The following is a 23,661-nucleotide window of genomic DNA, read 5'->3' on the forward strand; positions in this document are numbered from 1 at the left end:
TGCAACTTACTCACCGTTTACTCGGTTCCCGATTCCGGCCGGGAACGAGGCAGGATTGTGACCATGTCCAACACTCCCATGGCTGCGAACCCGCTCACCCGGGCCGTTCTCGAGATCGACGAGTACGTCTCCGGCCTCGGCTGGGACCAGCCGGCCCGCCTTTTCGCCCTCGTCGACACCGCACGGCTGCGGGCCGAACAACCCTCTCTCGCGGACCGGCTCGGTCTGGGCGACGAGTCGGAGAACTCCGGCCTCACCCCGATCGAGCAGGACGAAGTGCCAACGGGCAAGCCGCTCGACGAGTTCCTCGCCACCATCGCCTGGCCCGACGCGGTGGTCGGCTGCGCCCTCGCCGTGGAGCGGCTGATGCTGCCGCCGTCCGCGGAGGCACAGGTTCCGAAGGGGCTGAGCGAAGCCGCGCTCACGAAGTGGGTGGCGGATCACCCGGACCGCCAGGAGGTCCGCATGACGGTCGCGGTCCAGCGCGACGGCACGCGTGAGTCGGCCCTGCGACTGCGCGAGAAGGACTCCCCCACGGAGGTCCTGACCGGTTCCGATCTGGTCCCGGGGCTGGCGGAGGCGCTGGCGGCGACGTTCGAGGAGTAGCGGCCGCAGGAGACCATGGACCGCGGGGCCCGGCTTTCCGGGCCCCGCGGTCCTCAGGCTGATCACCGCGCTCGGCTACTTACCGCACTTCGGCAGATCCGCGGTGTCGCCGCTGCGGACGTCCTTCAGGGCTCCCAGGGCGTCCTTGATGGTGCCCACCTTGATCAGGGTGAGACCGTCGGGGGTGTCCTTGGCGGCGGCAGCGCAGTTGTCGGCGGGCGTGAGGAAGTACTTCGCGCCCTTGGCCCGTGCGCCCACGGTCTTCATCTCGATGCCGCCGATCGGCCCGACCTTGCCGGTGTCGTCGATCGTGCCGGTGCCGGCCACGAAGGCGCCCCCGGTCAGGCTGCCCGGGGTGAGCTTGTCGTAGATCCCGAGCGCGAACATCAGCCCGGCGCTCGGCCCGCCCACGTCCGCGAGCTTGATGTCGATGGTGAACGGGAACGTGTGGTCGGTCCCGGCGGAGATCCCCACGATGGCGCGCTTCTCACCGCTGTCGTCGGACGTCGTGGTGGTCATGGTGATGTCCTGCGTCCTGGTCGGCGTCCGCTTCTCCTTCTCCGCGGCGACCTGCTCCTTGGCCGGCACGATCGTGAAGCGGACCTCCTGGCCCGGCTTGTGCTTGGTGACGAGCTTCGCGACGTCGGCCGGTTCCTTCACCGCCGTTCCGTCGACGGCCTTGATCACGTCCCCCGCGTGCAGCTTGCCCTCGGCGGGGGACCCCTTGACGACCGTGGAGACGATCACCCAGGACTTCACCGGAACGTCCAGCTGCTTCAGGGCGGCGACCTTGGCGCTCTCCTGGGACTGGCTGAACTCCTCGGCGTTCTCCTGGGTCGACTGCTCCTCGGTCTTGCCGTCCGGGTAGAGCGTCTCGTGCGGCACGACCTTGTTGTCGTGCGCGAGCCAGCCGTAGACGGCTTCGACCAGGTTCATCCGGTAGTCGGCGCTCGTGACCCGGACCGTCGTCATGTTCAGATGGCCACTGGTCGCGTAGGTCTTCCTGCCCGCGATCTGCAGCACCGGCTCGCCGTCGTGATCGCCCAGCGTGTTCACCGTCGGCCCCGGGGACATCTCCGAGTAGGGCACGGGGATGAACACTCCCGCGCACAGGAGCGCGATCAGCATCAGGGTGGAGGCGAGCATCGTCGCGGTGCGGCGTGGCATGAGTCGACAGTACGGGACGGTCCTGTCAGCGCACCGTCAGGGCCGCCCGTCCGAGGCGGCCCTGCGCTCTGCAACGTTTGTGACCTGCGGGTTCCTCGGCCGTCAGGCTCCCGTGCGGGGCTTCTCCATGGCCTCGCGGAAGCGGGCGTAGCCGGTGAGCTCCGGCCCGTCGTTGCGGGCCCTGCGGGTCCGGTTGGCCCAACTGCCCCAGAGTCCCGCGCCGATGGCAGCCACAAGCGGAATCAGCAACCAGGCGAGCGCCGCCATGCCGACCTCCAACCCCTTTGAGCATCCGCAACTGACTGATCAGCAGATTAACGATCCGCAGTGACAACGCTCACGCCAGGGGTGCGGTTACGCAACCGGAAGACGGCTTCCGGCATCAGCAGGCGCGCTTACGGGATCAGCAGGCGCCGACCCACTCCTCGGTGCCGTCGGAGAACTTCTGGTGCTTCCAGATGGGCACTTCGTGCTTGAGGTCGTCGATCAGCTTCCGGCAGGCCTCGAAGGCCTCTGCGCGGTGCGGGCAGGAGACGGCGACGACCACGGCGAGGTCCCCGACCCGCAGGTCCCCCACGCGGTGCACGGCCGCCAGGGCTCGCACCGGGAACTCCGCGGCGACCTTCTCCGCGATGCGCCGCATCTCGGCCTCGGCGCTGGGGTGGCAGGAGTACCCCAGCTCGTCGACATCGGTGCCCCCGTCGTGGTTCCGCACGGTCCCCACGAAGAGCGCGGTGCCGCCTGCCGCGTCGTCCCCGACGGCCCGGAACACCTCGTCCAGGGAGAGAGCCGAGTCCCGGATTCCGATCAGCTTGATCGGGTCCTGCGCGGCCTGCTCACCGGGGTGATCGCTCGTGGTTGCCATGCCTCCATCGTGCCGCACGCGGCCGACGCCACGGAACAGAGCTATCGACCGGCACGCGCGCGTACGCGTTTGGAGCCTCCTACAGGGGCCGCCTCCCGCGGCGATTCCGGCACCGGCGCCCCTCAGATCCGCCGCCTGGCCTTTCGCGCCCGCCGCACCACCGCCGCCGCGCCCAGCAGCGCCACGGTCGCACCCGCGGCACCCGCGGCCGTCGCGTCCTTGCGGCCCAGCCGCCGTCCGGCGACCGTGTGCCGGCCGGAGACCTCCTCCAGGAGTTCCGCCAGCACCTCCTCGTTGGTGTACTGCGGGCGCCACCCGGCGTCGTGCAGCCGGCTGCCGCTCACCACCCACGGATACATCGTGTACGCCAGGTCCCCGGCCGGGGAGGGGGTGAGGCCGATGCGGTGCAGTCGCGCCGCCGCACCCAGCGCGACCGCCGACGGCAGCTCCATCCGCCGGATCCCGCTGAGCTCCTCCACCTCCTCCTGCTCCAGCCAGCCGTCGCAGCCGACGGCCAGCTCCCCGTCGACCTTCTCCAGAACGGCGTACTCCAGCGCGCTGCACAGGTCCTCGACGTGGCAGAACTGCCACGCGGGCCGCGACCCTGCCACGACCAGGAGCCGGGGCGACTCGAAGTACCTGGTCAGCGCGGTGTCGGTGCCTCCCACCAGCACGGCCGGCCGGACCACGGTGACATTGAGCCCGGGGTGCGCCCGGGGCGCGCGCCGCGCCAGCCGTTCGATCTCCAGCAGGTCGCCGACGCCCGTCGCCTCCGCCGTGGCGCGCAGCTCTGCGTCCTCCGACAGCGGCAGCTCGTTGTCGGGCAGCGCCCCGTAGACCATCGCCGAGGTGCACAGCACGACCCGGTGCACCCCGGCGGCCGCGGCCGCCGTCAGGACGGTCTGCGTCCCCCGTACGTTGTAGGCCGTTCGGGCGGCCGCGTCGGTTTCCAGGTCGAGATCCAGCGCCAGGTGCACCACCACGTCGGCCCCGCGCAGCTTGTCCGCGATGGCCGGGTCCCGTACGTCCAGGATGTGCCACTGGGCCGCCGCGCACTCGCCGCGCCGCTCGTCGATGGCGAGGACCTGCTTGACCTCGCCGGACGCGGCGAGCTGCTCCGTGAGCAGGGCTCCTACGCCGTACGCGGCACCGGTCACCGCGACGACGGGTCCGCGCGCCGCGGGACTCGCGGAACTGGTTGACTGGTTTCGCGCTGCGCGAACCTGCGGATCTGGGGAACTCACCGGGCGTCTCCAGCGGTTGTCTTCAGTACGAGCGCGTCCGACGCGTGCGTACCAGGTGGCATCCATCCTGCCGCAGGCCGTCAGTCGGCGAAGCACCGAGGCCCGATCCGCCCCAGGTGTCTACGCTGGGTGGTGATGTCGGGCAGCCGTGCCGCCGGAAAGAACCGGCGGCCCTACCAGCCGAGGAATCCCGTGAGTGACACCCCATTCGGATTCGGCCTTCCGCCGGAGGAGCCGGACGACGGCGACGAGGGCAAGAAGAAGGACCAGCAGAGCGGTGGTGGTCAGGGACCTGCCAACCCGTTCGGTTTCGGCGGCCTGCCCGGAGCCGGCGGCTTCGGCTCAGGCCCCGGCGGCCCCGGTGGCCCCGGTGCGGACAATCCGTTCGCAGCCATGTTCGGGTCGCTGAACCCCACCGACCTGGGCGCCGCGTTCCAGCAGCTGGGCCAGATGCTCTCCTACGAGGGCGGCCCGGTGAACTGGGACATGGCCAAGCAGATCGCCCGCCAGACGGTCTCCCAGGGCAGTCCTGACGGCACCAAGGACGCCAGCGTCGGCCCCGCCGACCGCAAGTCCGTCGAGGAAGCCGTCCGCCTGGCCGACCTGTGGCTCGACGACGCCACGTCGCTGCCCTCCGGCGCCGCCTCCGCGGTGGCCTGGAGCCGCGCGGAGTGGGTCGAGGCGACTCTGCCCGCCTGGAAGGAGCTGGTCGACCCGGTCGCCGAGCGCGTCGGCACCGCCATGGGCGACGTCCTGCCGGAGGAGATGCAGGCCATGGCCGGCCCGCTGATCGGCATGATGCGCTCGATGGGCGGGGCCATGTTCGGCACGCAGATCGGGCAGGCCGTCGGCGTACTGGCCGGCGAGGTCGTCGGCTCGTCCGACATCGGCCTTCCTCTCGGCCCCGCCGGCAAGGCCGCGCTGCTGCCGGTGAACATCGAGACGTTCGGCAAGGACCTGAGCGTCCCCCAGGAGGAGGTGCGGCTGTATCTCGCCCTGCGCGAGGCCGCCCATCAGCGCCTTTTCTCGCACGTGCCGTGGCTGCGCTCGCACCTGTTCGGCGCGGTCGACGGCTACGCCCGCGGGATCAAGGTCGACACGGCCAAGCTGGAGGACGTGGTCGGCCAGTTCGACCCGCAGAACCCCGAGCAGCTGCAGGAGGCCCTCCAGCAGGGCATGTTCCAGCCGGAGGACACGCCCGAGCAGAAGGCCGCCCTGGCCCGTCTGGAGACGGCTCTCGCGCTCGTGGAGGGCTGGGTGGACGCGGTGGTCCACGCCGCCGCGAAGCCCCGCCTGGCATCCGCCGACGCCCTGCGCGAGACGCTGCGCCGCCGCCGCGCCTCGGGCGGCCCGGCCGAGCAGACGTTCGCCACGCTGATCGGCCTGGAACTGCGTCCGCGCCGCCTGCGGGACGCCTCCCGTCTGTGGGCCTCGCTCACGGACGCGCGCGGGGTCGACGGCCGGGATGCCCTCTGGCACCACCCGGACATGCTGCCGACCGCCACCGACCTGGACGACCCGGACGGCTTCGTGCACCGCGAGCAGATCGATTTCTCCGAGCTGGACAAGATGCTCGGCGAGGCCGCGGACAAGCCCGACCTCAAGAAGAAGGACGAGGGCGAGGACGAGAACAGGGGCGACGACGCCGGGTGAGCCTGTACGACGACGCGGTCCTCGTACTGAAGGGGTACGAGGACCAGCCGGAGCTGCGCCAGGCCTACCTGGACCATCTGGCCGACCATCCGGACGGCCTGTGGAAGGCCTGCCACGCGGGCCACATCACGGCGAGTGCCCTGGTGATCGACCCCGAGGGCGGCCGGGTGCTGCTGACCCTGCACAAGAAGCTGCGGATGTGGCTCCAGATGGGCGGCCACTGCGAGCCGGGCGACGCGTCCCTGGCGGACGCGGCTCTGCGTGAGGCGACGGAGGAGTCCGGCGTGCCGGGGCTCACCCTGCTGCCCGGCGGCCCGGTGCGCCTGGACCGGCATCCGATCCCGCCGCCGTGCCACTGCCACTTCGACGTCCAGTACGCGGTCGTGGCCCCGCCGGACGCCCCGCACGCGATCAGCGACGAGTCGCTCGACGTGCGCTGGTTCGGCTACAAGGAGGTACCGGACGTGGCGGACGAATCGGTGGTCCGCCTTCTGGAGGCGACCCGCGCGAGGCTCGGGGCCTGAACATCGGTAAGGGGCGACCGCTCATGCGGCCGCCCCTTACTTTCCGATACTGGCAGTGGGCTGCGCCCCGTCAGGGGCGCGGGGAACTGCGCGACCAGCCCCGCACGGGCCGCAGCCTCAGTGAGACCGCAGACCCCCGAACCCTTCGGCCGCCCCGCGGAGCGCTCAGCTCCAGACGTTGCCCTGGTTCTGCCCCCGGGCCCCCTGCTGGCCCATGCCGTACTGCGCGGCGAGACCTGAGCCGATCTGGGCGTTCTGCGGCGGCAGCAGCTCACTCGGCTGGACCAGCGCGTAGCCGGTCCCCATGAAACTCAGCTCCCAGCCCTCACCCGTGCTGCCGCGGCGCCTCCACACCCCCGAGGAGTGCGTCTGGGCCTGCATCTGCACCCGCAGGCCCGTCGACCAGGCGACGATCGCGTCGGCGTCGCAGTTGACGTACTTGTCGGGCGTCACCTGCATCGCCAGCGGCATGCCGGAGGTCATCAGGGCGACCTTGCCCCGGCCGGTGATGTTGAGCTGGTACTTCCCCGAGCCGGAGATGCCGTACAGGCTGTCCACGGCGATGACCTCGTGGTGCAGCGAGGAGTCCATCGCCAGCACGTAGCTGCTGTCGACGGTGAGGCCGTCCTGGTCCACCTCCATCACGTGAACGTGCTGCTTGAGGTTGGCGAGGTAGACCGTGCCCTGCCCGTGGCAGCGCATCAGGTCCAGGCCCTCTCCGGTCTGCGCACGCGCGCGTGACTGCTGGTTGCTCTGGAACTCGGCGTCGAACTCGACGAGGCCCTGGTAGGCGACCATGGTGCCCTTGCGGGCCAGGACGTCCTCGTGGCCCTCCAGAGTGACGCGCAGCATCTGCTTGTTCTGCAGGCTCCAGCGTTCCTGGGTCTGCTGCTCGTTGTAGGCGAAAATCGGGCTCTGCATGACGTGTGGCTCCCCCTCAGCCCCGGAACCGGAGGCGGTCGGTGCTGTCCTCGCTGGGCTGGACGACGACGATGCCCTGACCGGAGAAGGCCATCTGGTAGGCCTCGCCGCTGCCGCGGCCGATCAGCGACTGGGCCCGGAAGCTGCGCTTGCCCTTCACCTTGAGGTTCGGGGACCAGGCCACGAGCGCGTCGGGGTCGACGTAGGTCTCGTCCTCGCCGCCTCCGCAGTCGACGACGATGGGCTTGCCCCGGGAGGTCAGCGCGACCCAGCCCTGCCCGGAGATCTTGGTGTTCCACAGGCCCTGCCCGGCGAACTTCGCCAGGCCCTTGACCCGCTCCACGCCCCAGGTGAGGTGGGCGTCGAAGGCCAGCAGATTGGTGGCGTTGACCGAGATGCCGTCGCCGTTGAGGTTGATGACGACGACGTTCGCCCCGTAGTCGGCGAGGTAGAGCAGGCCGTCGCCGGAGCACTTCATGAGGGGTGCGCCCTCGCCCGTCATCCAGTCCTTGGCGATCTGGCGCACGGCCGGCGGGTTGGGCTCGTACTGCACGAACCCTTCGTAGGCGACCATCGATCCCACGCGCGCGAGGAGGTCGTGTCCGGTCTGCATGGCGACCTTCAGCATGTGGTTGCCGTGGTTCTCCATGCGGGCGGTGACGGGTGCGGGGGCGTGGCCCGCGAGTTGCTGTGTCATGACGGGCTCCCTCAGACCTCGTACGGCTGGACGACGATGAAGTTGCCGGGCGCTCCCCGGAACTGGAGGTTGACGCTCTCCCCCGTGTCGCCGGGGTAGGCGTTGCGGCGCATCCGCACCTGGCTGGAGACGACGACCTGGGCGGCGGCCGACCAGGCGACCACGGCGTTGCAGTCGGCGAACGTGGTGGGCGTGACGGGCAGCACCACGGGCGTGCCGTGCGTCTTCACGACGATGGTGCCGGTGCCCTGGAACTGCATGGTGAACAGTGCGCCACCGGGGATGCCGTGGCCCTCGATGCGGCGGACCTCGTAGGTGAGGCTCTCGTCGAACGCGAGGACGTTCTCGGCGGAGACGCAGATGGCGTCGCCCTGCAGCTCGAGGGGGTGCAGCATGGTCGAGTTCTCGGCGAGGAAGACCTGCCCCTGGCCCGTGCAGCGCATCAGCTGCATCTCCTGGCCGGTCGCGTTGCCCACGATCCGGCCGGCGAAGCCGGCGCCCTTGTAGCTGAAGTCGACCTTGCCCTGGTAGAGCACCATGCTGCCCTGCCGGGCCAGCACGGGCTGTCCGCCGATGCCGAGGTCGACGCGGACGAGCTTCTTGTTCTGCTGCGTCCAGCGCTGCCCGGTGGGGGTCTCCTTGAACTGCTGGAGTGCGGCGGAGACGCCGGGGCCCTGGGGAGCGCCTTGCGGGGCGCCTTGCGGGGCGCCGTAGGGGGCCTGCGCGAACGGCGGCTGCTGCTGGCCGTAGCCCGGGGGAGGCGTGGGCTGGCCGTAGCCGGGGGGCGGGGCCGGGGCGTGGGGCGCATGAGGCGCCTGGGGCTGGCCGTAGCCGGGAGGCGGCGGGGCCGTCTGGCCGGGCACCTGGCCGTACTGCGAGGGCTGCTGGCCGGGCTGGCCGTACGGCGCGGGCGCCGGGGCCGGGGGCGGTACCGGGGAGCCACCGGGCGGGGTGTGCAAGGGCGCGACGATGGTCGGTGCGGCATGCACCTGGGGCTCCGGGGCCGGAGGTGGGGTGTGGCCGGGCGGGGGCGCGAAACCCTGCGCCGCGGGCTGGGGCGCCGGAGCCGGGGGCGCCGCGGGTGCGGGGGCCTGAGGGGCCGCGGGGGCGGGCGCGGGTTCCGGAGTGCCGGGGACACCGAACGCGGGCGGAGCGAAGCCCGGCGCGGCGCCGGCCTGCGGCTGCTGCGGGGCCGGCGTCGGCGTCTCCTCTTCGGCGACCTCTCCGCCGAAGTTCTTCAGCAGCGCGTCCAGGCCTCCGTCGAAGCCCTGCCCGACGGCGGCGAACCGCCAGACGTCCTTCAGGTAGAAGTCGCCCAGCATCACGGCCCGTTCCGTGGAGAACTCCGAGCCGCTGAAGGCGTAGCGCGCCACCTCCTCGCCGCCCGCGACGATGCGGATGTATCCGGAGGCGATCTGCGACATCTGGCCGGCGCCGTCGATCGTCGCTGTGAAGGACAGCTTCTGGATCTGCGACGGGATCCGGTCGAGCGTCACCCGGAAGGACTCGGTGTCGCCCGCCTGGGCACCGAGGAGCTGAATGGACTCCTCGGGGGATTTCGGCTGGTTGAAGAAGACGAAGTACCGGTCGTCCGAGAGCCGTTCGTCGGCGTCGAGGCCGAAGCAGCTGATGTCGAAGCTCAGTCCGGGGCCGGTGATCTGTACACCTACGTACAGATCCGTACCCGCGGTGAGGTCACTGATCCTGGCCTTGTGGCCGCGTTGGAATTCCCTGGCCATGCGTAACGACCGTCCCCCATCCAGAACGTGAGTGCGTCGCGCCAGGCTAACGGCAAACCCGGACACCGGACGAGGTCGGTACAGAGCCGGTACACAACGCCCGCTCAGCCGTATCGGCTGTTCGCTCGCGGAAAGCGGTCGGTCACCCCGCGGGGCTGTCGCCCCTTGTGCCGGGTACATGGGGCAACCGCTCGGCGGCGACCACACCTTCGAGGTATCCCCGGGCTCGTTCCGTGCGCGGGTAGGCCTTCAGCAGTTCCCAGAAGCGAGGTCCGTGTCCGGGAACGAGCAGATGAGCGAGTTCGTGGACGAGGACGTAGTCGACGACGTACTCGGGCATGCCCTGAAGGCGGTGCGAGAGGCGGATGCTGCCCTCGGCGGGGGTGCAGGAACCCCAGCGCGTGTTCTGGTTGGTCACCCAGCGCACCGACGCGGGGCGGGCCAGCCCTTCGAAGTACTGGTCCGAAAGACGCCGGGCCCGCTCGGTCAGCTCGGCGTCGCCGAGGGACCGCTTGCTCTCCTGGGCGGCCAGCTTGTCGAGCATGACGGTCACCCAGCGCTGTTCCTCCGCCTCGGACATCCGGGCGGGGATGAGCACCACGGTGCGATCGCCCTCGCGGTACGCGGAGACCGTTCGGCGTCGGCGGGCGCTCCTGCGGACCTCGATCGCGCTCGCCCTTGAGCCGCTCGGCGGCTGGCTCGTCGTGCTGCGCTGTGCGGTTCCGGCGCGGTGCAGTGGGTCGGCGGGCACGCCCCGACGTTACCCGCTGCACACGGGGAAGTCCCGACTCCGGGACGCTTCGGTGCCGCCACTCCCGCCTGCCGCCGGATTCGTACGCTCCGGCCGCCGGGTTCGTACGACGTGGGCGCCGGGTTCGTCCGCTCTGGCCGCCGGGTTCGTACGCTCTGGCCGCCGGGTTCTTGCAACGTGGGCGCCGGGCTCGTGCGACGCGGGCGCGCGGGGTTCGTACGACGCGGGCGTCGGCTCGTGAGGCTCGTTGCCGGGCGGCGGCAGGACATGGTCGCCGGACCAGTACGACTAATGCCCACGCCTGTGGACAACTTTCAGCGGGCCGCGGCGGGGTTGGGCATGCTGGATCTCGTCGGCGAAGCAACGGCGAGGCCGGTCCGGGACCAGGGGCCGTGCCCGCGCTCGGGGCCTGTCGGCGTACGGGGACGATCTACGGCAAACGGGGGCCTGTCATGCATCCGATGGTGAAACCCGCGCTCCGGCGCGGCTGGCGCGACCTCAACACCGTGCAGTTCGGGATGACTCCGGCGCACGCGATGACGCTCGGCCCGATGGACCTGGCGACGGGCAGCTTCCTCGACCTGCTGAACGGCACGCGGGGGCTGGAGCTGCTCCGCGATGAGGGACGCCGCATGGACCTGCCCGACGGTCATGTCGACAAGCTGGTGCGGGGGCTCGCCCGGGCCGGACTGCTGGACGACGCCCGCGGCGGCGGGCCGGCCGCGGACGCGCTACGGAAGAAGAAGGAGGTCCTCGACCGGCTGCGCCCCGACCTGGCCTCCCTCTCCCTGACGACGTCGTCCCCCGGCGACGCGATCGGGCGGCTGGCCGCGCGGCGCTCGCAGCGCGTACAGGTGCGAGGCGCCGGCCGGGTGGGTGCCGTGCTGGCCTCGCTGCTGGCAGGGGCCGGCGTGGGCGGGGTGGACGTGATCGACGGCGGCTGTGTGGAGCCGTGGGACGTCGCGCCGGGCGGGCTGCCCCCGGACGCCGTCGGCGACCGCAGGGACGAATCTGCACGCCGTGCCGTGCGCCGGGCGGCCCCCGACCCGCCGCCGCGCCGCGCGGCGGGCCAGGCATCTCCGGAGGACGGCGACCCGGGTTTCTCGCTGGTGATCCTCGCCCCACGGGACGATGTCGCCGTACACGCGCCCGACCCGGTCTCCGCAGAGCCTTGGATGACCTCCGGGACACCCCATCTGTACGCCGGTGTCGTGGAGGGCACCGGCCTGGTCGGTCCTCTCGTCCTGCCCGGTGAGACGGGATGCGCGGGATGCCTGCACGAGGACCGTGTCGACCGGGACCCCGCCTGGCCGCGTCTGGTCGCCCAGTGGCGCTCCGGCAAGCAGCGGCAGGTGCCGCCCTGCGATCTGACGCTGGCCACGGCCGTGGCCGGACTCGCGGCCGCCCACGCACTCGCTTTCCTCGACGGCCGGGCCCCCTCCAGCGCCGGGGCACGCTGGGAGTGCTCCGCCCCTGATCTCCAATGGCGTGCGCGGCCGGTCCGGGCGCATCCGGCGTGCCCGTGCGCTGCGGCGGAGAGAGGAAAAGGGGAGCACCTCTCGGAGGACGGCGAGTCACACGAGACAATGGCTGTGCAACGGCCGTCGGAGCAGTGCCGTGAGGCAGAGGCGGAGCGGCCGGCTGGGACTTGGAGGGCGCATGTCTGATCTTCCCCGGAAGGCGGTTACCCGGACCGCCAAGCTCGCCGCGCTCCCGCTCGGCATCGCCGGGCGGGCGACCTGGGGATTCGGCAAGCGGATCGTCGGTGAATCCGCCGAGCTCGTCGGCCGCGAACTCCAACAGCGCACGGCGGACCAGCTGTTCAAGGTGCTGGGTGAGCTGAAGGGCGGCGCGATGAAGTTCGGGCAGGCCCTGTCCGTCTTCGAGTCCGCGCTGCCCGAGGAGGTGGCCGGCCCCTACCGGGCCGCGCTGACCAAGCTCCAGGAGGCGGCGCCGCCCATGCCGACCCGGACCGTGCACGCGGTGCTCGAGGAGCGGCTCGGCGAGGGCTGGCAGAAGCTGTTTCTGGAGTTCGAGGACAAGCCCGCCGCGGCGGCCTCGATCGGCCAGGTCCACCGGGGGGTGTGGCACGACGGCCGCGAGGTGGCCGTGAAGGTGCAGTACCCGGGCGCCGGCGAGGCCCTGCTGTCGGACCTGAACCAGCTGAGCCGCTTCTCCCGCCTGCTCGGCCCGCTGATTCCCGGCATGGACATCAAGCCCCTGATCACGGAACTGAAGGACCGGGTCTCGGAGGAGCTGGACTACGGCTTGGAATCCCAGGCCCAGCAGGCCCACGCGGAGGAGTTCACGAACGATCCGGACGTGGTCGTGCCGCAGGTGGTGCACCAGTCCGACCAGGTCCTGGTCACCGAGTGGATGGACGGCATCCCGCTCTCGGAGATCATCTCGGACGGCACCCCGGAACAGCGCGACCGTGCCGGTCAGCTTCTGGCCCGCTTCCTGTTTTCCGGCCCGGCCCGCACCGGCCTGCTGCACGCCGACCCGCACCCGGGCAACTTCCGGCTCCTGCCCTGCGGCCCGGAAGGGGAGGACGACTGGCGCCTGGGGGTGCTGGACTTCGGCACGGTCGACCGGCTCCCGGGGGGCCTGCCGGCCACCATCGGCGAGTCCCTGCGGATGACCCTCGACGGTGAGGCCGAGGCGGTCTACGAGCTGCTCTGCACGGAAGGGTTCGTCAAGAAGACCATAGAGCTGGACCCGGACGCCGTCATGGACTACCTGCTGCCGATCATCGAGCCGGCCCAGGTCGAGGAGTTCACCTTCACCCGGGGCTGGATGCGCAGCCAGGCGGCACGGATCGCCGACCCCCGTTCCCCGGCCTACCAGCTCGGCAAGCAGCTCAACCTGCCCCCGTCCTATCTGCTGATCCACCGGGTGACGCTGAGCACGATCGGCGTGCTGTGCCAGCTGGGGGCGACGGTGCGATTGCGCGAGGAGTTGGAGGAGTGGCTGCCGGGGTTCGTCCCGGAGGGTCCGGCGGACGGCGAAGAGGCAGTGGCGGAGGCCTGAGCGCTCACCGCGCAGGCCGCGTGCCCACGGACAACGCGCCGCGGGGGCCAGTCCGTTCGGTACGGATAGGCCCCCGCGGAGAGGTCAGAAGTGGCATCCCGGTCGCATCGTCCGGAATGCCCCGCTCCAGGTGAAGCGGATTACTGCATGACCGCCATGGCGAGCGCCCGGCGGGCACGCAGTGAGGCGCGCTCCGCCTTGCGCTGCATCCGGCGGGCGGACACCAGGCGCACGGCCAGGCGATCCCGCTCCGCCTCTTGCAGCCGCTCGCGCATATGCGCACGAGCCATGGCTTCTGGGATGAGTTGCATCTCTCGGGTCCTGTTCTGACGCGAGTCCTTCGCGCCGTTGATGGGGAAGTCTTGGGTCGCCGAGCCGGCGGGCTCGTCAGTGGACGGCTTCATCGGGGCCTGCTTCTGGGGGTCGTGCGTGAAGGGACGGTCGATCGTGCCTGCGGTGTTCATGCCGTGACCGGGTTCTTGCGCGGGCGGCCACGCGGCCGCTTCCGGGCGACGACGACACCCTGGACGAACAGCTCGCCACCCCAGACGCCCCAGGGCTCACGCCGCTCTTTGGCGCCGGCGAGGCAGGCCTCGACGAGCGGGCAGGTGCGGCAGAGGGACTTGGCGTACTCGACGTCCGCGGGCGACTCGGCGAAGAAGACCTCCGGGTCGTAGGAACGGCACGGGACGGGTACGCCGAGGTTCTCGATGGCGTCGTCGAGCGCGGTGAGCGCGGTGAGCGGGGTCAAGGCGGGGTCCTCCGTGGAGCCGGGCTTGGGGATCGTGTCGGAAGGCGGTACGGACGGGGCGTGCGCTTCGAGTTGCACGGTTCGGCTTCCTCGTCAGGTCGTTCCGGCCTGTTGGCCGGGGGTGGTGGTACCGGGCTCTTTTCTTGTCCCGAGGCCCCTTCGGTCTGTCATCCCTGTTCAGGGACAAACAGAAGGGCCGCGGATCCCGGATGGGGTTCCGCGGCCCTGAAGGCGCCTGCCTGATCGGCGATCAGGCTGGATCACTCCAGGGTTCTGGCCCACGGAAGGCCCACATCTGGTGGTGCTGCGTCGTCTGCTTCCGGAATCCGGCACCGGTCGCCGTAAAGGCATAGGCCTGCGCCTGTGCCGTTACTGCCGCTTCCAGTGCCTTGGTCGGTCGCTCATTGCGCTCACGGACGGGAAGGCCCGCGGGAGCAACGGAGGAGGACGCCGGGAGGGCGGCACGAATGCCGGACAGACCGGTGCCCAGGTTCGAAACGCCGAGCATGCACGTGGAGACGGCCGAGCGATCGGTCATTTTCACGATGCTGACGGAGCTGGTGTTGATGCTGATCACTGGACTCGCCTCCTCTCGGCGTCTTGGGGGACTGGGCGGACCAGTCCGACGGATATGCAAGTACAACACGGAATCAGGGCCTCCGAGAAGGCCGCTGCTCTCGTGCCTAAGAACCTATGGGGATTGCCGGGGCATGCGCAAACTATTTTTTCGACGAGTTCGTGTCAGTCCTGATCTCGGCTCTCCGCGCCCGACTGGCCTGCGCAGATGGCCAGTACGTCGGCCCCGTAGCGGGTGAGCTTGCGCATCCCGACGCCCGGGATGCGGGCGAGCTCGCGTTCGTCGTCGGGGGCGGACTCGGCGATCGCCATCAGCGTCCTGTCCGTGAACACGCAAAAGGCGGGCTGGCCACTGCTGCGTGCCTGGTCGGCCCGCCACTCGCGCAGCCGCTCGTACAGGCCCTCGTTCATGTCGGAGGGGCAGTCGTCGCAGCGCATCAGCTTCATCTCGCCCGGGTCGGTCAGCGTGCGGCCACAGACCCGGCAGCGGGCGGGAACTCGTTGGGTCCGCCTCGGGGCGGAATCCCTGGTTCCGGAAATTCCACGCTCGATTCCGCCCGCCCCGCCCGAGCCGGCACGGCCCGTGGTGGCCGTCGAGCCCGGGCGCAGTCCGTCGAGGAAGCGGCTGGGACGGCGGTTGGGGCGGCCGCCGGGCGAGCGGGAGAGCGCCCAGGAGACATGGAGGTGTTCGCGTGCACGGGTGACCCCGACATAGAGGAGCCGGCGCTCCTCCTCGATCTGTTCGTCCGTCTTCGCGTAGGTGATCGGCATCATGCCCTCGGCCACACCCACCAGGAAGACCACATCCCATTCCAGGCCCTTGGCCGAGTGCAGGGAGGCGAGGGTGACGCCCTGCACGGTGGGGGCGTGCTGGGCGTTCGCTCGTTCGTCGAGTTCGGCGACGAGGTCGGCCAGGGTGGCGTCCGGTTTGGCGGCGGCGAAGTCCTGGGCCAGGTTCACCAGGGCGGCCAGGGACTCCCAGCGCTCTCTCACGGCACCGGAGCCGGCCGGTGGCAGGCTCGTCCAGCCCTCTCCCGACAGGACGGCGCGCACCTGCGAGGGCAGGTCGACGACATCGTCGAGAAGGGAGTCGTTGCCGCCGAAGCGGGCCGCACCGCGCAGGGCGATGCCCGCCTTGCGCACCTCCGGACGGTCGAAGAACCGCTCGGCGCCGCGCAGCTGGTAGGGCACCGCGGCGTCGGCGAGGGCCTGCTCATAGGTCTCGGACTGCGCGTTCGTGCGGAAGAGGACGGCGATCTCGGAGGCCGGGACCCCGGAGTCGATGAGCTCGCGGATCCGACGGGCCGCGCCTTCGGCTTCGGCGGGCTCGTCGGTGTACTCGCTGTAGACCGGCTCGGGCCCCGCGCCGCGCTGGGAGACGAGCTCCAGGCGGTGGTCGGCGGCCCGGCCCCGGGCCTGGGCGAGCAGGCCGTTGGCGAGATGGACGACCTGAGGGGTGGAGCGGTAGTCGCGGACCAGCTTGACGACGGTGGCACCGGGGTGGCGGGTGCGGAAGTCGAGCAGGTGGTCGGGGGTGGCTCCGGTGAAGGAGTAGATCGTCTGGCTGGCGTCCCCGACCACACAGAGGCTGTCCCGTTCGCCCAGCCACAGTTCGAGCAGGCGCTGCTGGAGGGGGCTGACGTCCTGGTACTCGTCGACCACGAAGTGCTGGTACTGGGCGCGGATCTGTTCCGCGATGTCGTGCCGGTCCTGCAGGACGGCCACGGTCAGCAGCAGCACGTCCTCGAAGTCGATGACGGACCGCTCACGCTTGACGTCCTCGTAGGCGGCGTAGAGCTGGGCCACCTCGGCGGGGTCGCGGGGGGACTCACGGCCGGCCTTGGCGGCGGCGGGCGCGTAGTCGGCGGGGACGGTCTGGGTGACCTTGGACCATTCGATCTCGGCGGTGACGTCCCGCAGCTCGCCACGGTCGAGCCGGATGCGGCAGGCCGCCGCCGCGTCGGCGACGAGCTGGATCTTGCGGTCGACGAGCCGGGGCATGGAGCCACCGATCGCTTTCGGCCAGAAGTACTGGAGCTGGCGCAGGGCTGCCGAGTGGAACGTGCGCGCCTGGACACCGGCTGCGCCGAGCTGACGCAGCCGGCCGCGCATCTCTCCGGCGGCGCGGGCTGTGAAGGTGACGGCGAGGACGCTGGAGGGGTGCAGGATGCCCGCGCGCACTCCGTAGGCGATGCGGTGGGTGATCGCCCGGGTCTTGCCCGTGCCCGCGCCCGCCAGGACGCACACCGGACCGTGCAGGGCCGTGGCCACCTCGCGCTGCTCGGGGTCGAGCCCTTCGAGCACGGCGTCGGCGGAGTCCGGTACCTGCGGGAACAGGGTGGAGTGCGGTGCTGCTGTCACACCGCCATGCTGCCAGGTCGCGCGAGACGGCTGCGCCGGTTGTCCACAGGCGGGCCCCGATAGTCGTACCAATGCGGCAGGCGTCACGTCGGGGTGGGCCCGTGGGCCGGGAATGGTGGACCTTTCGCATACGTTCCCTCACTGCGACCACCCGCCCCGAGCCACCGAAGGAGCACGAGAAACATGCTGGGCACTGTGACGATGTACAGCACCACGTGGTGCGGCTACTGCCGCCGGCTGAAGAGCCAGATGGACCGCGAGGGCATCGCGTACACCGAGATCAACATCGAGCAGGACCCGGAGTCCGCCGCGTTCGTGGAGAAGGCGAACGGCGGAAACCAGACGGTGCCCACCGTCCTGTTCCCGGACGGCTCGACGCTCACGAACCCCTCGCTGGCTCAGGTGAAGCAGAAGATCGGCGCCTAGTCACCGCGTGCCGGTCCGGGGAAGGCGGCTCCTGAGGAAGCTCAGGAGCCGCCTTCTCTCGTGCCGGCGAGGACCGCGCTGACGAGGGACGCGGTCAGAGGACGTTCCGCGTCGGGAGCGGCTTGCCGTACCAGAGTTCGATCAGGCGCGCGGCGATGGAGATGCCGTAGGGCGGGAGCACCTCGCCGGACTCGAAGGCGGCGTGCAGCTCCTCGCGGGAGAACCAGCGGGCCTCGTGGATCTCGTCGCCGTCGACCTCGATCTCGGTCGAGGTGGCCCGGGCCATGAAGCCCAGCATGAGGCTGGACGGGAAGGGCCAGGGCTGGCTGGCGACGTACTCGACCTGGCCGACGCTGATGCCGACCTCCTCGTGGACCTCGCGGCGCACCGACTGTTCGATGGCCTCGCCGGGCTCGACGAAGCCGGCCAGTGTCGAGAAGCGGCCCTCGGGCCAGTGCACCTGGCGGCCGAGCAGGATCCGGTCGTCCTCGTCGGTCACGGCCATGATCACGGCGGGGTCCGTGCGCGGGTAGTGCTCCGCGCCGCAGGCCTGGCAGCGGCGGATGTGCCCGGCGGCGGCGATGACGGTGCGCTCGCCGCAGCGCGAGCAGTAACGGTGCGTGCGCTGCCAGTTCTCCAGTCCCACCGCGTGCACCATCAGGCCCACGTCGCGGGCCGACAGCAGGGCGCCCGCCTCCCGCAGGCCGGCCGGGCGCGCGGACTGGTCCATCCGGCCGGGCAGGGAGTCCTTCTGGAGGGCGAAGTAGCTGACACCGTCCTCGTCGATACCGAGGAAGTAGCGGTGCGCCTCGGTGAGGGGTGCTTCGAAGGAGGGGGTCATGACGAGTTCGGTGCGCCCGTCCGCCGTCTCGTCGATGAGGACCTGCCCGCCGGAGACCACGAAGCAGCGTGTCGTGGGGTGGCTCCACGCCGCCGCGAGCCAGGCCTCGTCGAGCCGGTGGTGGGCGGCCCGGTCGATGCCGCTGGGGGCGGTGAGCGAGATGGGGCGGTCGGCGTTGTGGTCGGTCCAGGTGGTCACGGGTGCTTCCAACTCCCCGGTGGAACGGTCGGGTTCGGCGGTCGGTTCAGCGGGACGTACGGCGAGGGGCGACCGGGTCCGGCGGGCTCGGGCGGGGCGGCGCTTCCAGTGTGCCCCGCGCGCGTGGCCGGCCCGGACGGATCGGGACGCTCAGGGCTCATGGCGCCAGTTCTCGGCGAGGTCACCCCACAGGTACGCGGTGGTCTCGACGCCCTTGAGGAGCAGATCGAGTTCGACTTTCTCGTTCGGGGCGTGCCAGCCGTCCGAGGGGACGGAGATGCCCAGGAACAGCACCGGGGCGTCGAGGACGTCCTGAAGGTCGGCGGCCGGGCCGGAGCCGCCCTCGCGCGTGAAGCGGACCGGCTGCCCGAAGGCGCGGCCCATGGCGCGGGTGACCGACTGGAGGGCGGGGTGGTCCAGCGGCGTCAGGCACGGGCGCGTGGCTCCGCTGAAGGTGATGTCGCAGCGGATCCCGGGCGGCACCTGCTGCTCGGCCCAGGCGCGGACGGCCTTCTCCACATGGCCGGGGTCCTGCCCCGCCACCAGGCGGAAGGACAGCTTCACCATGGCGGCGGCGGGGATGATCGTCTTGCTGCCGTGGCCCTGGTAGCCACCGCCGATGCCGTTGACCTCCGCCGTGGGCCGGGCCCAGATCCGCTCCAGGGTGGTGTAGCCGGCCTCCCCCCGGGTGGCGTTCGACTTGGCCGTGCGCAGCCACTGCTGCTCGTCGAAGGGCAGCTCGGCGAAGAGCCGGCGTTCACGGTCGGTGAGTTCGGCCGCGTCGTCGTAGAAGCCGGGGATCGCCACGCGCTCGTGCTCGTCGTGGAGGGCGGCGACCAGGCGGGCCACGGCCGTCGCGGGGTTGGGCACCGCGCCGCCGAAGGAGCCGGAGTGGATGTCCTGGTCGGGTCCGTGCAGGTGTATCTCGCAGTCGACGAGGCCACGCATACCGGTGCACACCGTGGGGGTGTCCTCGGACCACATGCCCGTGTCGGAGACGATCACGGCGTCGGCGGCGAGCCGCTCGGCGTGCCGCTCGACCAGGTCCCGGAAGTGCGGGGAGCCGGACTCCTCCTCCCCCTCGACGATCAGCTTGAGGTGCACGGCCGGGTCACTGCGGCCGGTGGCGGCGAGGTGGGCGCGGACGCCCAGGGTGTGGAAGAACACCTGGCCCTTGTCGTCGGCCGCCCCGCGCGCGTAGAGGCGGCCGTCGCGCACGACCGGCTCGAAAGGCTCGCTGTCCCAGCCGTCCTCCCGGGCGGCGGGCTGCACGTCGTGGTGGCCGTAGACCAGCACCGTGGGCGCCTGCGGGTCGTCACAGGGCCACTCGGCGAAGACCGCGGGGGCGTCCGGCGTCGGCCAGATCTCGACAGTCGGGAAGCCGGTCTCCTTCAGCTTGGCGGCGAGCCAGTCGGCGCTGCGTCGTACGTCGGGCGCGTGGTCCGGCTGGGCGGACACCGACGGGATGCGCAGCCACTCGGCGAGGTCGTCGAGGAAGGCGGCGCGGTGCTGCTGGATGTACGTACGGACGACGCTGTCCGGGGTCTGGCTCATGGTCACGAGCCTATCGGCCCGCACCGACGTCCTCGGAGTGCGGTTCCTCACCGGCCCCCGCCCCCGTCCGCACGCCCAGCCGGGCACCCGTCTCCCCGTCGGGCGGATCCTCCAGCAGCAGCCGCTCCAGGGCCGCGCGGTCCGGCAGCTCCGGGCGCACGACCTCCCCGCTGCGCACATAGAGGAACGCGGCCGTGACCGACTCAGGCGGCACGCCGTGCTGCTCCGCCCAGGCCAGGCGGTAGACAGCCAGCTGGAGCGGGTCGGCGGTACGGGAACGGTTGGTCTTCCAGTCGACGATCTCGTAGGTCGCCTCGTCCCCGGCGCCGTCCTTGTATACGGCGTCGATGCGGCCCCGGACGATCCGGCCGGCGATCTCCAGCTGGCAGGGAGCCTCCACCCGGTAGGGCGTGCGGTGCGCGTACGGGGTGCGCTCGAAGGCGTCCTTGAGGGCCTCGAGGTCCCGTTCGTCGGCGATCTCGGCATCGCTGCCGGGCAGTTCCTCCGGCTCCAGCATGGGCAGCATGAGCTCTTCGAAGCGGGCCTCGACCCAGGCGTGGAAACGGGTGCCGCGGCGGGCCGCGCGCTGGGGCGGGCGGGGCATGGGGCGGGCCAGCTCCTGGGCCAGGCCGTCCGGGTCGGCGGCGAGGAGCAGCAGCTGGGACGCCGAGAGCGACGCGGGGAGGGGGACCTCGGTGACGCTGTCCCGGGCGCGCAGGAGTTCGCCGGTGAGGGCGTCGAGGTCGCGGTCCCAGGAGGCGATGGTGCGGGCTTCCTCCGGGGTGAGATGTGGGTGTTCCCGGCGACTGGGGCCGGGGGGATCGGTGGTCTGGGGGTGGGAGCGGGTGGCCAGGGGCTCCGGTGGCGCCGCCTGGTGGGGGACGGTGGGGCGGGCCGTGGCCCTGGCGTCACCGCCCGCCCGGTCTTCCCCGGAGGCGCTTTCGTACCGGGCCGGCGCGACGGACCCCTCACCTACCTGGTCCTCGACGAAGGGGCCCTCGTGGAACGGGTTCTCGTCGAAGGGGTCCTCGTCGAAGGGGTCCTTTTCGAAGGCATCCTCGAGGGGCCCCTCCGCGAGGGACTCCTCGTCGAACGGATCCGGTTCGTCGTGCAGCGGGCTGTCGTAGGGAGGCTCGTCGTCATCGGGGGGCGGCGGCCACTCCGGATCGACGACGTCGTCCCGGTCGTGCGTGGCCGTGGAGTGCCCGTCCTCCCGGGACGCGAGGTCCTCCAGGTGGGCCAGTACGGTCTCGGCGGCCGCGCGGCGGCGGGCCAGGGCCGTCTCGTCCAGAGGCAGGGGCCAGACCTGGTCGGCCGTCGCCTGGTGCAGGGCCGGGTTCTCCTCGTCCTCGGCGGGTTCGTCCGCCCAGGCCTCGATCTCGCCGTACCCGGCCTCGCAGTGCTCGTAGAGGGCCTGGAGGAAGGCGGACGGTCCACGGCGCTTCTTCTGGGTCGGGCCCCACCAGTGGCCGGAACCCAGCAGGAGGGAGCGGGGCCGGGTGAAGGTGACGTAGCCGAGGCGGAGTTCCTCGGTGTGCTGGTGGTCCTTCATGGCCTCGTGGAAGGCCTTCAGCCCCTTGGCGTCCCAGGACGCCACGTCGGGCAGGGTGTCGGCGTCGCCGCGCAGCGCGTGCGGCAGGACCTTGCCCTGGGAGGTCCACTTCTCGCGGCCCTGGCTGCTGGGGAAGGTGCCGGTGACCAGGCCGGGGACGACCACGACGTCCCACTCCAGGCCCTTGGACTTGTGGGCGGTGAGCACCTTCACCGTGTTGTCGCCGCCCGGGAGGGCGTTGTCGAGCCCCTTCTCGTACTGGGCGGCGGTACGCAGGAAGCCGAGGAAGGCGAGCAGGGTGGCGTCGTTGTCGCCGGCGGCGAAGGAGGCGGCGACGTCCAGGAAGTTGGACAGGGTCTCGCGGCGGCGGGCGGCCAGGGCGTGCGGGGAGGCCGACAGCTCCACCTCCAGGCCGGTGACGGCGAGGACGCGGTGCAGGACGTCCATCAGCGGGTCCGCCAAGGAGCGGCGCAGCTCGCGCAGTTCGGTGGCGAGCCGGGCGAAGCGCACGCGCGCGTCGGGCGAGAACGGCAGCCGGTCGTCGTCCCCGCGGCCGTCCAGCGGTGTCTCCAGGAACGTGTCGAGGGCGTCCGCCAGGGAGATCACCTCGGACGGGTCGACCCCTTCGACGGCCTCGGAGAGGCGGCGGTCCTGGTCCTCGTCGTCCGCCACGCGCGCGTGGGCCACCAGGAGCCGGGCACGCCGCCCCAGGAGGGCGAGGTCGCGCGGGCCGATGCGCCAGCGCGGGCCGGTCAGCAGGCGCACCAGTGAGGCGTTGGCGCCGGGGTCCTGGAGGACCTCGCAGACGGCGACCAGGTCGGCGATCTCGGGCAGGTGCAGCAGCCCGGACAGGCCGACGACCTCGACCGGGATGTCCCGGGCGACCAGAGCACCCTGGATCTCGGCGAAGTCGGTCGCCGTGCGGCACAGGACGGCGATCTCGCCCGGTGCCGTCCCGGTCCGCACGAGGTGGGCGACGGAGTCGGCGGCCCAGTCGATCTCCTCGGCATGGGTGGGCAGCAGGGCGCAGCGGACCGTGCCGTCGCGTTCGGCGCCGGGGGCGGGGCGGAGGGCCTCGACGCCCGCGTGCAGGGCGCGCAGGGGCTCTGCGAGGCCGTTGGCGAGGTCGAGCAGGCGGCCGCCGCTGCGGCGGTTCTCGCTGAGCGCCTGGCGGGTCGCGGGGTGGCCGTCGGAGCGGGCGAAGTGCTCGGGGAAGTCGTCGAGGTTGGCGACGGAGGCACCGCGCCAGCCGTAGATCGCCTGGCAGGGGTCGCCGACGGCGGTGACGGGGTGGCCGGTGCCCTCGCCGAACAGGCCTGCCAGGAGGACGCGCTGGGCGACCGATGTGTCCTGGTACTCGTCGAGCAGGACCACCCGGAACTCGTCGCGCAGGAGGCGGCCCACCTCGGCGATCCCGGCGAGCCGGGCGGACAGGGCGATCTGGTCACCGAAGTCGAGCAGGTCCCGCTCGCGTTTGGCGGCCCGGTAGCGGGTGACCAGCTCGGCGAGTTCACGCCGGGCTGCGGCCGCGTCGGGGACTTTGCGCAGGTCGGCGTTGCTGAGCTTGGTGCCCCGCAGGGTCAGCAGCAGCTCGGCGTCGTACGCGCGCAGGGCCTCTGGGCGTACGAGGTGCTCGGCGAGTTCGGAGTCGAGGGCGAGGAGGTCGCCGACCAGGTCGGGAAAGGAGCGGGTCAGGGCCGGGTAGGGCCCGGGGGCCTCGCGCAGGACGCGCGCGGCGAGCTGGAAGCGGGTGGCGTCGGCGAGCAGCCGGGACGTGGGCTCGAGGCCGATGCGCAGGCCGTGGTCGGTCAGCAGCCGGCCCGCGAAGGAGTGGTACGTGGAGATCACCGGCTCGCCCGGCGGGTTGTCCGGGTCGATGGCGTCCGGGTCGGTCACGCCGGCCTTCACCAGCGCCTTGCGGACGCGCTCGGCGAGTTCGGCGGCGGCCTTGTTGGTGAAGGTGAGGCCGAGCACCTGCTCCGGGGCGACCTGGCCGGTGCCGACCAGCCACACCACGCGGGCCGCCATCACCGTCGTCTTGCCCGAGCCGGCTCCGGCCACGATCACCTGCGGGGCGGGCGGCGCGGTGATGCAGGCCGTCTGCTCCGGGGTGAACGGGATACCGAGGAGCTCCTTGAGCTGTTCGGGATCGGTGATGGGGGCGGGCACATCGAAAGGCTAGCGGCGGCCACTGACAGTGCCGGT

Annotated in this window: 21 protein-coding genes; 6 read left to right on the forward strand and 15 right to left on the reverse strand. The window is 71.6% G+C overall.

What is annotated here, in order from left to right; all coding sequences use genetic code 11:
* Positions 1-63: 63 nt before the first annotated feature.
* Entirely contained in the window at positions 64-606 is a 543-nt protein-coding gene (locus ACFCXS_RS06705) for a PPA1309 family protein (protein WP_376641957.1), read from the forward strand.
* Positions 607-681: 75 nt separating this feature from the next.
* On the opposite strand, the gene ACFCXS_RS06710 is transcribed toward ACFCXS_RS06705, so the two are convergent.
* The 4 genes from ACFCXS_RS06710 to ACFCXS_RS06725 form a co-directional block, all read right to left on the reverse strand.
* On the reverse strand, positions 682-1,773 hold the full coding sequence (locus ACFCXS_RS06710; RefSeq protein WP_376641958.1) for a PDZ domain-containing protein: 1,092 nt from the start codon (positions 1,771-1,773) through the stop codon (positions 682-684).
* Between the two features lie 102 nt (positions 1,774-1,875).
* The gene (locus ACFCXS_RS06715) at positions 1,876-2,052 is read right to left on the reverse strand and encodes a hypothetical protein (RefSeq protein WP_376642001.1); all 177 of its coding nucleotides are present in this window, start codon (positions 2,050-2,052) and stop codon (positions 1,876-1,878) included.
* Between the two features lie 124 nt (positions 2,053-2,176).
* Positions 2,177-2,638: a molybdenum cofactor biosynthesis protein MoaE gene (locus tag ACFCXS_RS06720; protein WP_376641959.1), complete on the reverse strand. Its 462-nt coding sequence runs from the start codon at positions 2,636-2,638 to the stop codon at positions 2,177-2,179.
* Positions 2,639-2,760: 122 nt separating this feature from the next.
* The gene (locus tag ACFCXS_RS06725; RefSeq protein WP_376641960.1) at positions 2,761-3,882 is read right to left on the reverse strand and encodes an SDR family oxidoreductase; all 1,122 of its coding nucleotides are present in this window, start codon (positions 3,880-3,882) and stop codon (positions 2,761-2,763) included.
* Between the two features lie 192 nt (positions 3,883-4,074).
* On the opposite strand from ACFCXS_RS06725, the gene ACFCXS_RS06730 reads away from it, so the two are divergent.
* On the forward strand, positions 4,075-5,535 hold the full coding sequence (locus ACFCXS_RS06730; RefSeq protein ID WP_376641961.1) for a zinc-dependent metalloprotease: 1,461 nt from the start codon (positions 4,075-4,077) through the stop codon (positions 5,533-5,535).
* Positions 5,532-6,059: an NUDIX hydrolase gene (locus ACFCXS_RS06735; protein ID WP_376641962.1), complete on the forward strand. Its 528-nt coding sequence runs from the start codon at positions 5,532-5,534 to the stop codon at positions 6,057-6,059. The genes ACFCXS_RS06730 and ACFCXS_RS06735 overlap by 4 nt, the downstream gene beginning before the upstream one ends.
* A gap of 165 nt (positions 6,060-6,224) precedes the next feature.
* On the opposite strand, the gene ACFCXS_RS06740 is transcribed toward ACFCXS_RS06735, so the two are convergent.
* The 4 genes from ACFCXS_RS06740 to ACFCXS_RS06755 form a co-directional block, all read right to left on the reverse strand.
* Positions 6,225-6,980, reverse strand: a complete 756-nt coding sequence (locus ACFCXS_RS06740; RefSeq protein WP_376641963.1) for an AIM24 family protein — start codon at positions 6,978-6,980, stop codon at positions 6,225-6,227.
* A gap of 16 nt (positions 6,981-6,996) precedes the next feature.
* Positions 6,997-7,677 (reverse strand): AIM24 family protein, encoded by a 681-nt coding sequence (locus ACFCXS_RS06745; protein WP_376641964.1) that lies wholly within the window; start codon positions 7,675-7,677, stop codon positions 6,997-6,999.
* Between the two features lie 11 nt (positions 7,678-7,688).
* Positions 7,689-9,416 (reverse strand): TerD family protein, encoded by a 1,728-nt coding sequence (locus ACFCXS_RS06750; RefSeq protein ID WP_376641965.1) that lies wholly within the window; start codon positions 9,414-9,416, stop codon positions 7,689-7,691.
* A 142-nt stretch (positions 9,417-9,558) separates the two neighbouring features.
* Positions 9,559-10,167, reverse strand: coding sequence for a M48 family metallopeptidase (locus ACFCXS_RS06755; protein WP_376641966.1), 609 nt, complete (start codon positions 10,165-10,167; stop codon positions 9,559-9,561).
* Between the two features lie 452 nt (positions 10,168-10,619).
* Here ACFCXS_RS06755 and ACFCXS_RS06760 point away from each other — a divergent pair, with 452 nt between their 5' ends.
* Complete coding sequence (locus tag ACFCXS_RS06760; protein WP_376641967.1) at positions 10,620-11,834, forward strand: ThiF family adenylyltransferase; 1,215 nt, start codon at positions 10,620-10,622, stop codon at positions 11,832-11,834.
* Complete coding sequence (locus ACFCXS_RS06765) at positions 11,827-13,197, forward strand: ABC1 kinase family protein (RefSeq protein WP_376641968.1); 1,371 nt, start codon at positions 11,827-11,829, stop codon at positions 13,195-13,197. The genes ACFCXS_RS06760 and ACFCXS_RS06765 overlap by 8 nt, the downstream gene beginning before the upstream one ends.
* A 140-nt stretch (positions 13,198-13,337) precedes the next feature.
* Here the strand turns inward: ACFCXS_RS06765 and ACFCXS_RS06770 are convergent, their stop codons facing one another.
* The 4 genes from ACFCXS_RS06770 to ACFCXS_RS06785 all read right to left on the reverse strand — a co-directional run bounded on the left by ACFCXS_RS06770 (position 13,338) and on the right by ACFCXS_RS06785 (position 16,885).
* Positions 13,338-13,661: a hypothetical protein gene (locus ACFCXS_RS06770; protein WP_376641969.1), complete on the reverse strand. Its 324-nt coding sequence runs from the start codon at positions 13,659-13,661 to the stop codon at positions 13,338-13,340.
* The gene (locus ACFCXS_RS06775) at positions 13,658-14,026 is read right to left on the reverse strand and encodes a WhiB family transcriptional regulator (protein ID WP_033313877.1); all 369 of its coding nucleotides are present in this window, start codon (positions 14,024-14,026) and stop codon (positions 13,658-13,660) included. Before ACFCXS_RS06775 ends, ACFCXS_RS06770 begins: the two co-directional genes overlap by 4 nt.
* A 172-nt stretch (positions 14,027-14,198) precedes the next feature.
* Entirely contained in the window at positions 14,199-14,525 is a 327-nt protein-coding gene (locus ACFCXS_RS06780) for a hypothetical protein (protein ID WP_376641970.1), read from the reverse strand.
* A gap of 164 nt (positions 14,526-14,689) precedes the next feature.
* Positions 14,690-16,885: an ATP-dependent DNA helicase UvrD2 gene (locus ACFCXS_RS06785; RefSeq protein WP_376641971.1), complete on the reverse strand. Its 2,196-nt coding sequence runs from the start codon at positions 16,883-16,885 to the stop codon at positions 14,690-14,692.
* A gap of 183 nt (positions 16,886-17,068) precedes the next feature.
* Between ACFCXS_RS06785 and ACFCXS_RS06790 the strand changes: the two genes are divergently transcribed.
* Entirely contained in the window at positions 17,069-17,311 is a 243-nt protein-coding gene (locus ACFCXS_RS06790) for a mycoredoxin (RefSeq protein ID WP_003992805.1), read from the forward strand.
* A gap of 94 nt (positions 17,312-17,405) precedes the next feature.
* Here ACFCXS_RS06790 and nudC read toward each other — a convergent pair whose 3' ends face one another.
* The 3 genes from nudC to ACFCXS_RS06805 form a co-directional block, all read right to left on the reverse strand.
* Positions 17,406-18,350: an NAD(+) diphosphatase gene (gene nudC, locus ACFCXS_RS06795; protein ID WP_376641972.1), complete on the reverse strand. Its 945-nt coding sequence runs from the start codon at positions 18,348-18,350 to the stop codon at positions 17,406-17,408.
* A gap of 150 nt (positions 18,351-18,500) precedes the next feature.
* Positions 18,501-19,904, reverse strand: coding sequence for a dipeptidase (locus ACFCXS_RS06800; protein ID WP_376641973.1), 1,404 nt, complete (start codon positions 19,902-19,904; stop codon positions 18,501-18,503).
* A gap of 10 nt (positions 19,905-19,914) precedes the next feature.
* Positions 19,915-23,625, reverse strand: a complete 3,711-nt coding sequence (locus tag ACFCXS_RS06805) for a UvrD-helicase domain-containing protein (RefSeq protein ID WP_376641974.1) — start codon at positions 23,623-23,625, stop codon at positions 19,915-19,917.
* Between the last annotated feature and the right edge of the window lie 36 nt (positions 23,626-23,661).

The sequence above is a fragment of the Streptomyces sp. NPDC056373 genome, assembly GCF_042262425.1.
Taxonomy (GTDB): Bacteria; Actinomycetota; Actinomycetes; order Streptomycetales; family Streptomycetaceae; genus Streptomyces.

Coding starts and splice junctions, on each gene's coding strand:
- ACFCXS_RS06705 (WP_376641957.1), top strand. CDS start 64: ATGTCCAACACTCCCATGGCTGCGAACCCGCTCACCCGGGCCGTTCTC.
- ACFCXS_RS06760 (WP_376641967.1), top strand. CDS start 10,620: ATGCATCCGATGGTGAAACCCGCGCTCCGGCGCGGCTGGCGCGACCTC.
- ACFCXS_RS06750 (WP_376641965.1), bottom strand. CDS start 9,416: ATGGCCAGGGAATTCCAACGCGGCCACAAGGCCAGGATCAGTGACCTC.
- ACFCXS_RS06790 (WP_003992805.1), top strand. CDS start 17,069: ATGCTGGGCACTGTGACGATGTACAGCACCACGTGGTGCGGCTACTGC.
- ACFCXS_RS06765 (WP_376641968.1), top strand. CDS start 11,827: ATGTCTGATCTTCCCCGGAAGGCGGTTACCCGGACCGCCAAGCTCGCC.
- ACFCXS_RS06770 (WP_376641969.1), bottom strand. CDS start 13,661: ATGAACACCGCAGGCACGATCGACCGTCCCTTCACGCACGACCCCCAG.
- ACFCXS_RS06800 (WP_376641973.1), bottom strand. CDS start 19,904: ATGAGCCAGACCCCGGACAGCGTCGTCCGTACGTACATCCAGCAGCAC.
- ACFCXS_RS06710 (WP_376641958.1), bottom strand. CDS start 1,773: ATGCCACGCCGCACCGCGACGATGCTCGCCTCCACCCTGATGCTGATC.
- ACFCXS_RS06740 (WP_376641963.1), bottom strand. CDS start 6,980: ATGCAGAGCCCGATTTTCGCCTACAACGAGCAGCAGACCCAGGAACGC.
- ACFCXS_RS06720 (WP_376641959.1), bottom strand. CDS start 2,638: ATGGCAACCACGAGCGATCACCCCGGTGAGCAGGCCGCGCAGGACCCG.
- ACFCXS_RS06745 (WP_376641964.1), bottom strand. CDS start 7,677: ATGACACAGCAACTCGCGGGCCACGCCCCCGCACCCGTCACCGCCCGC.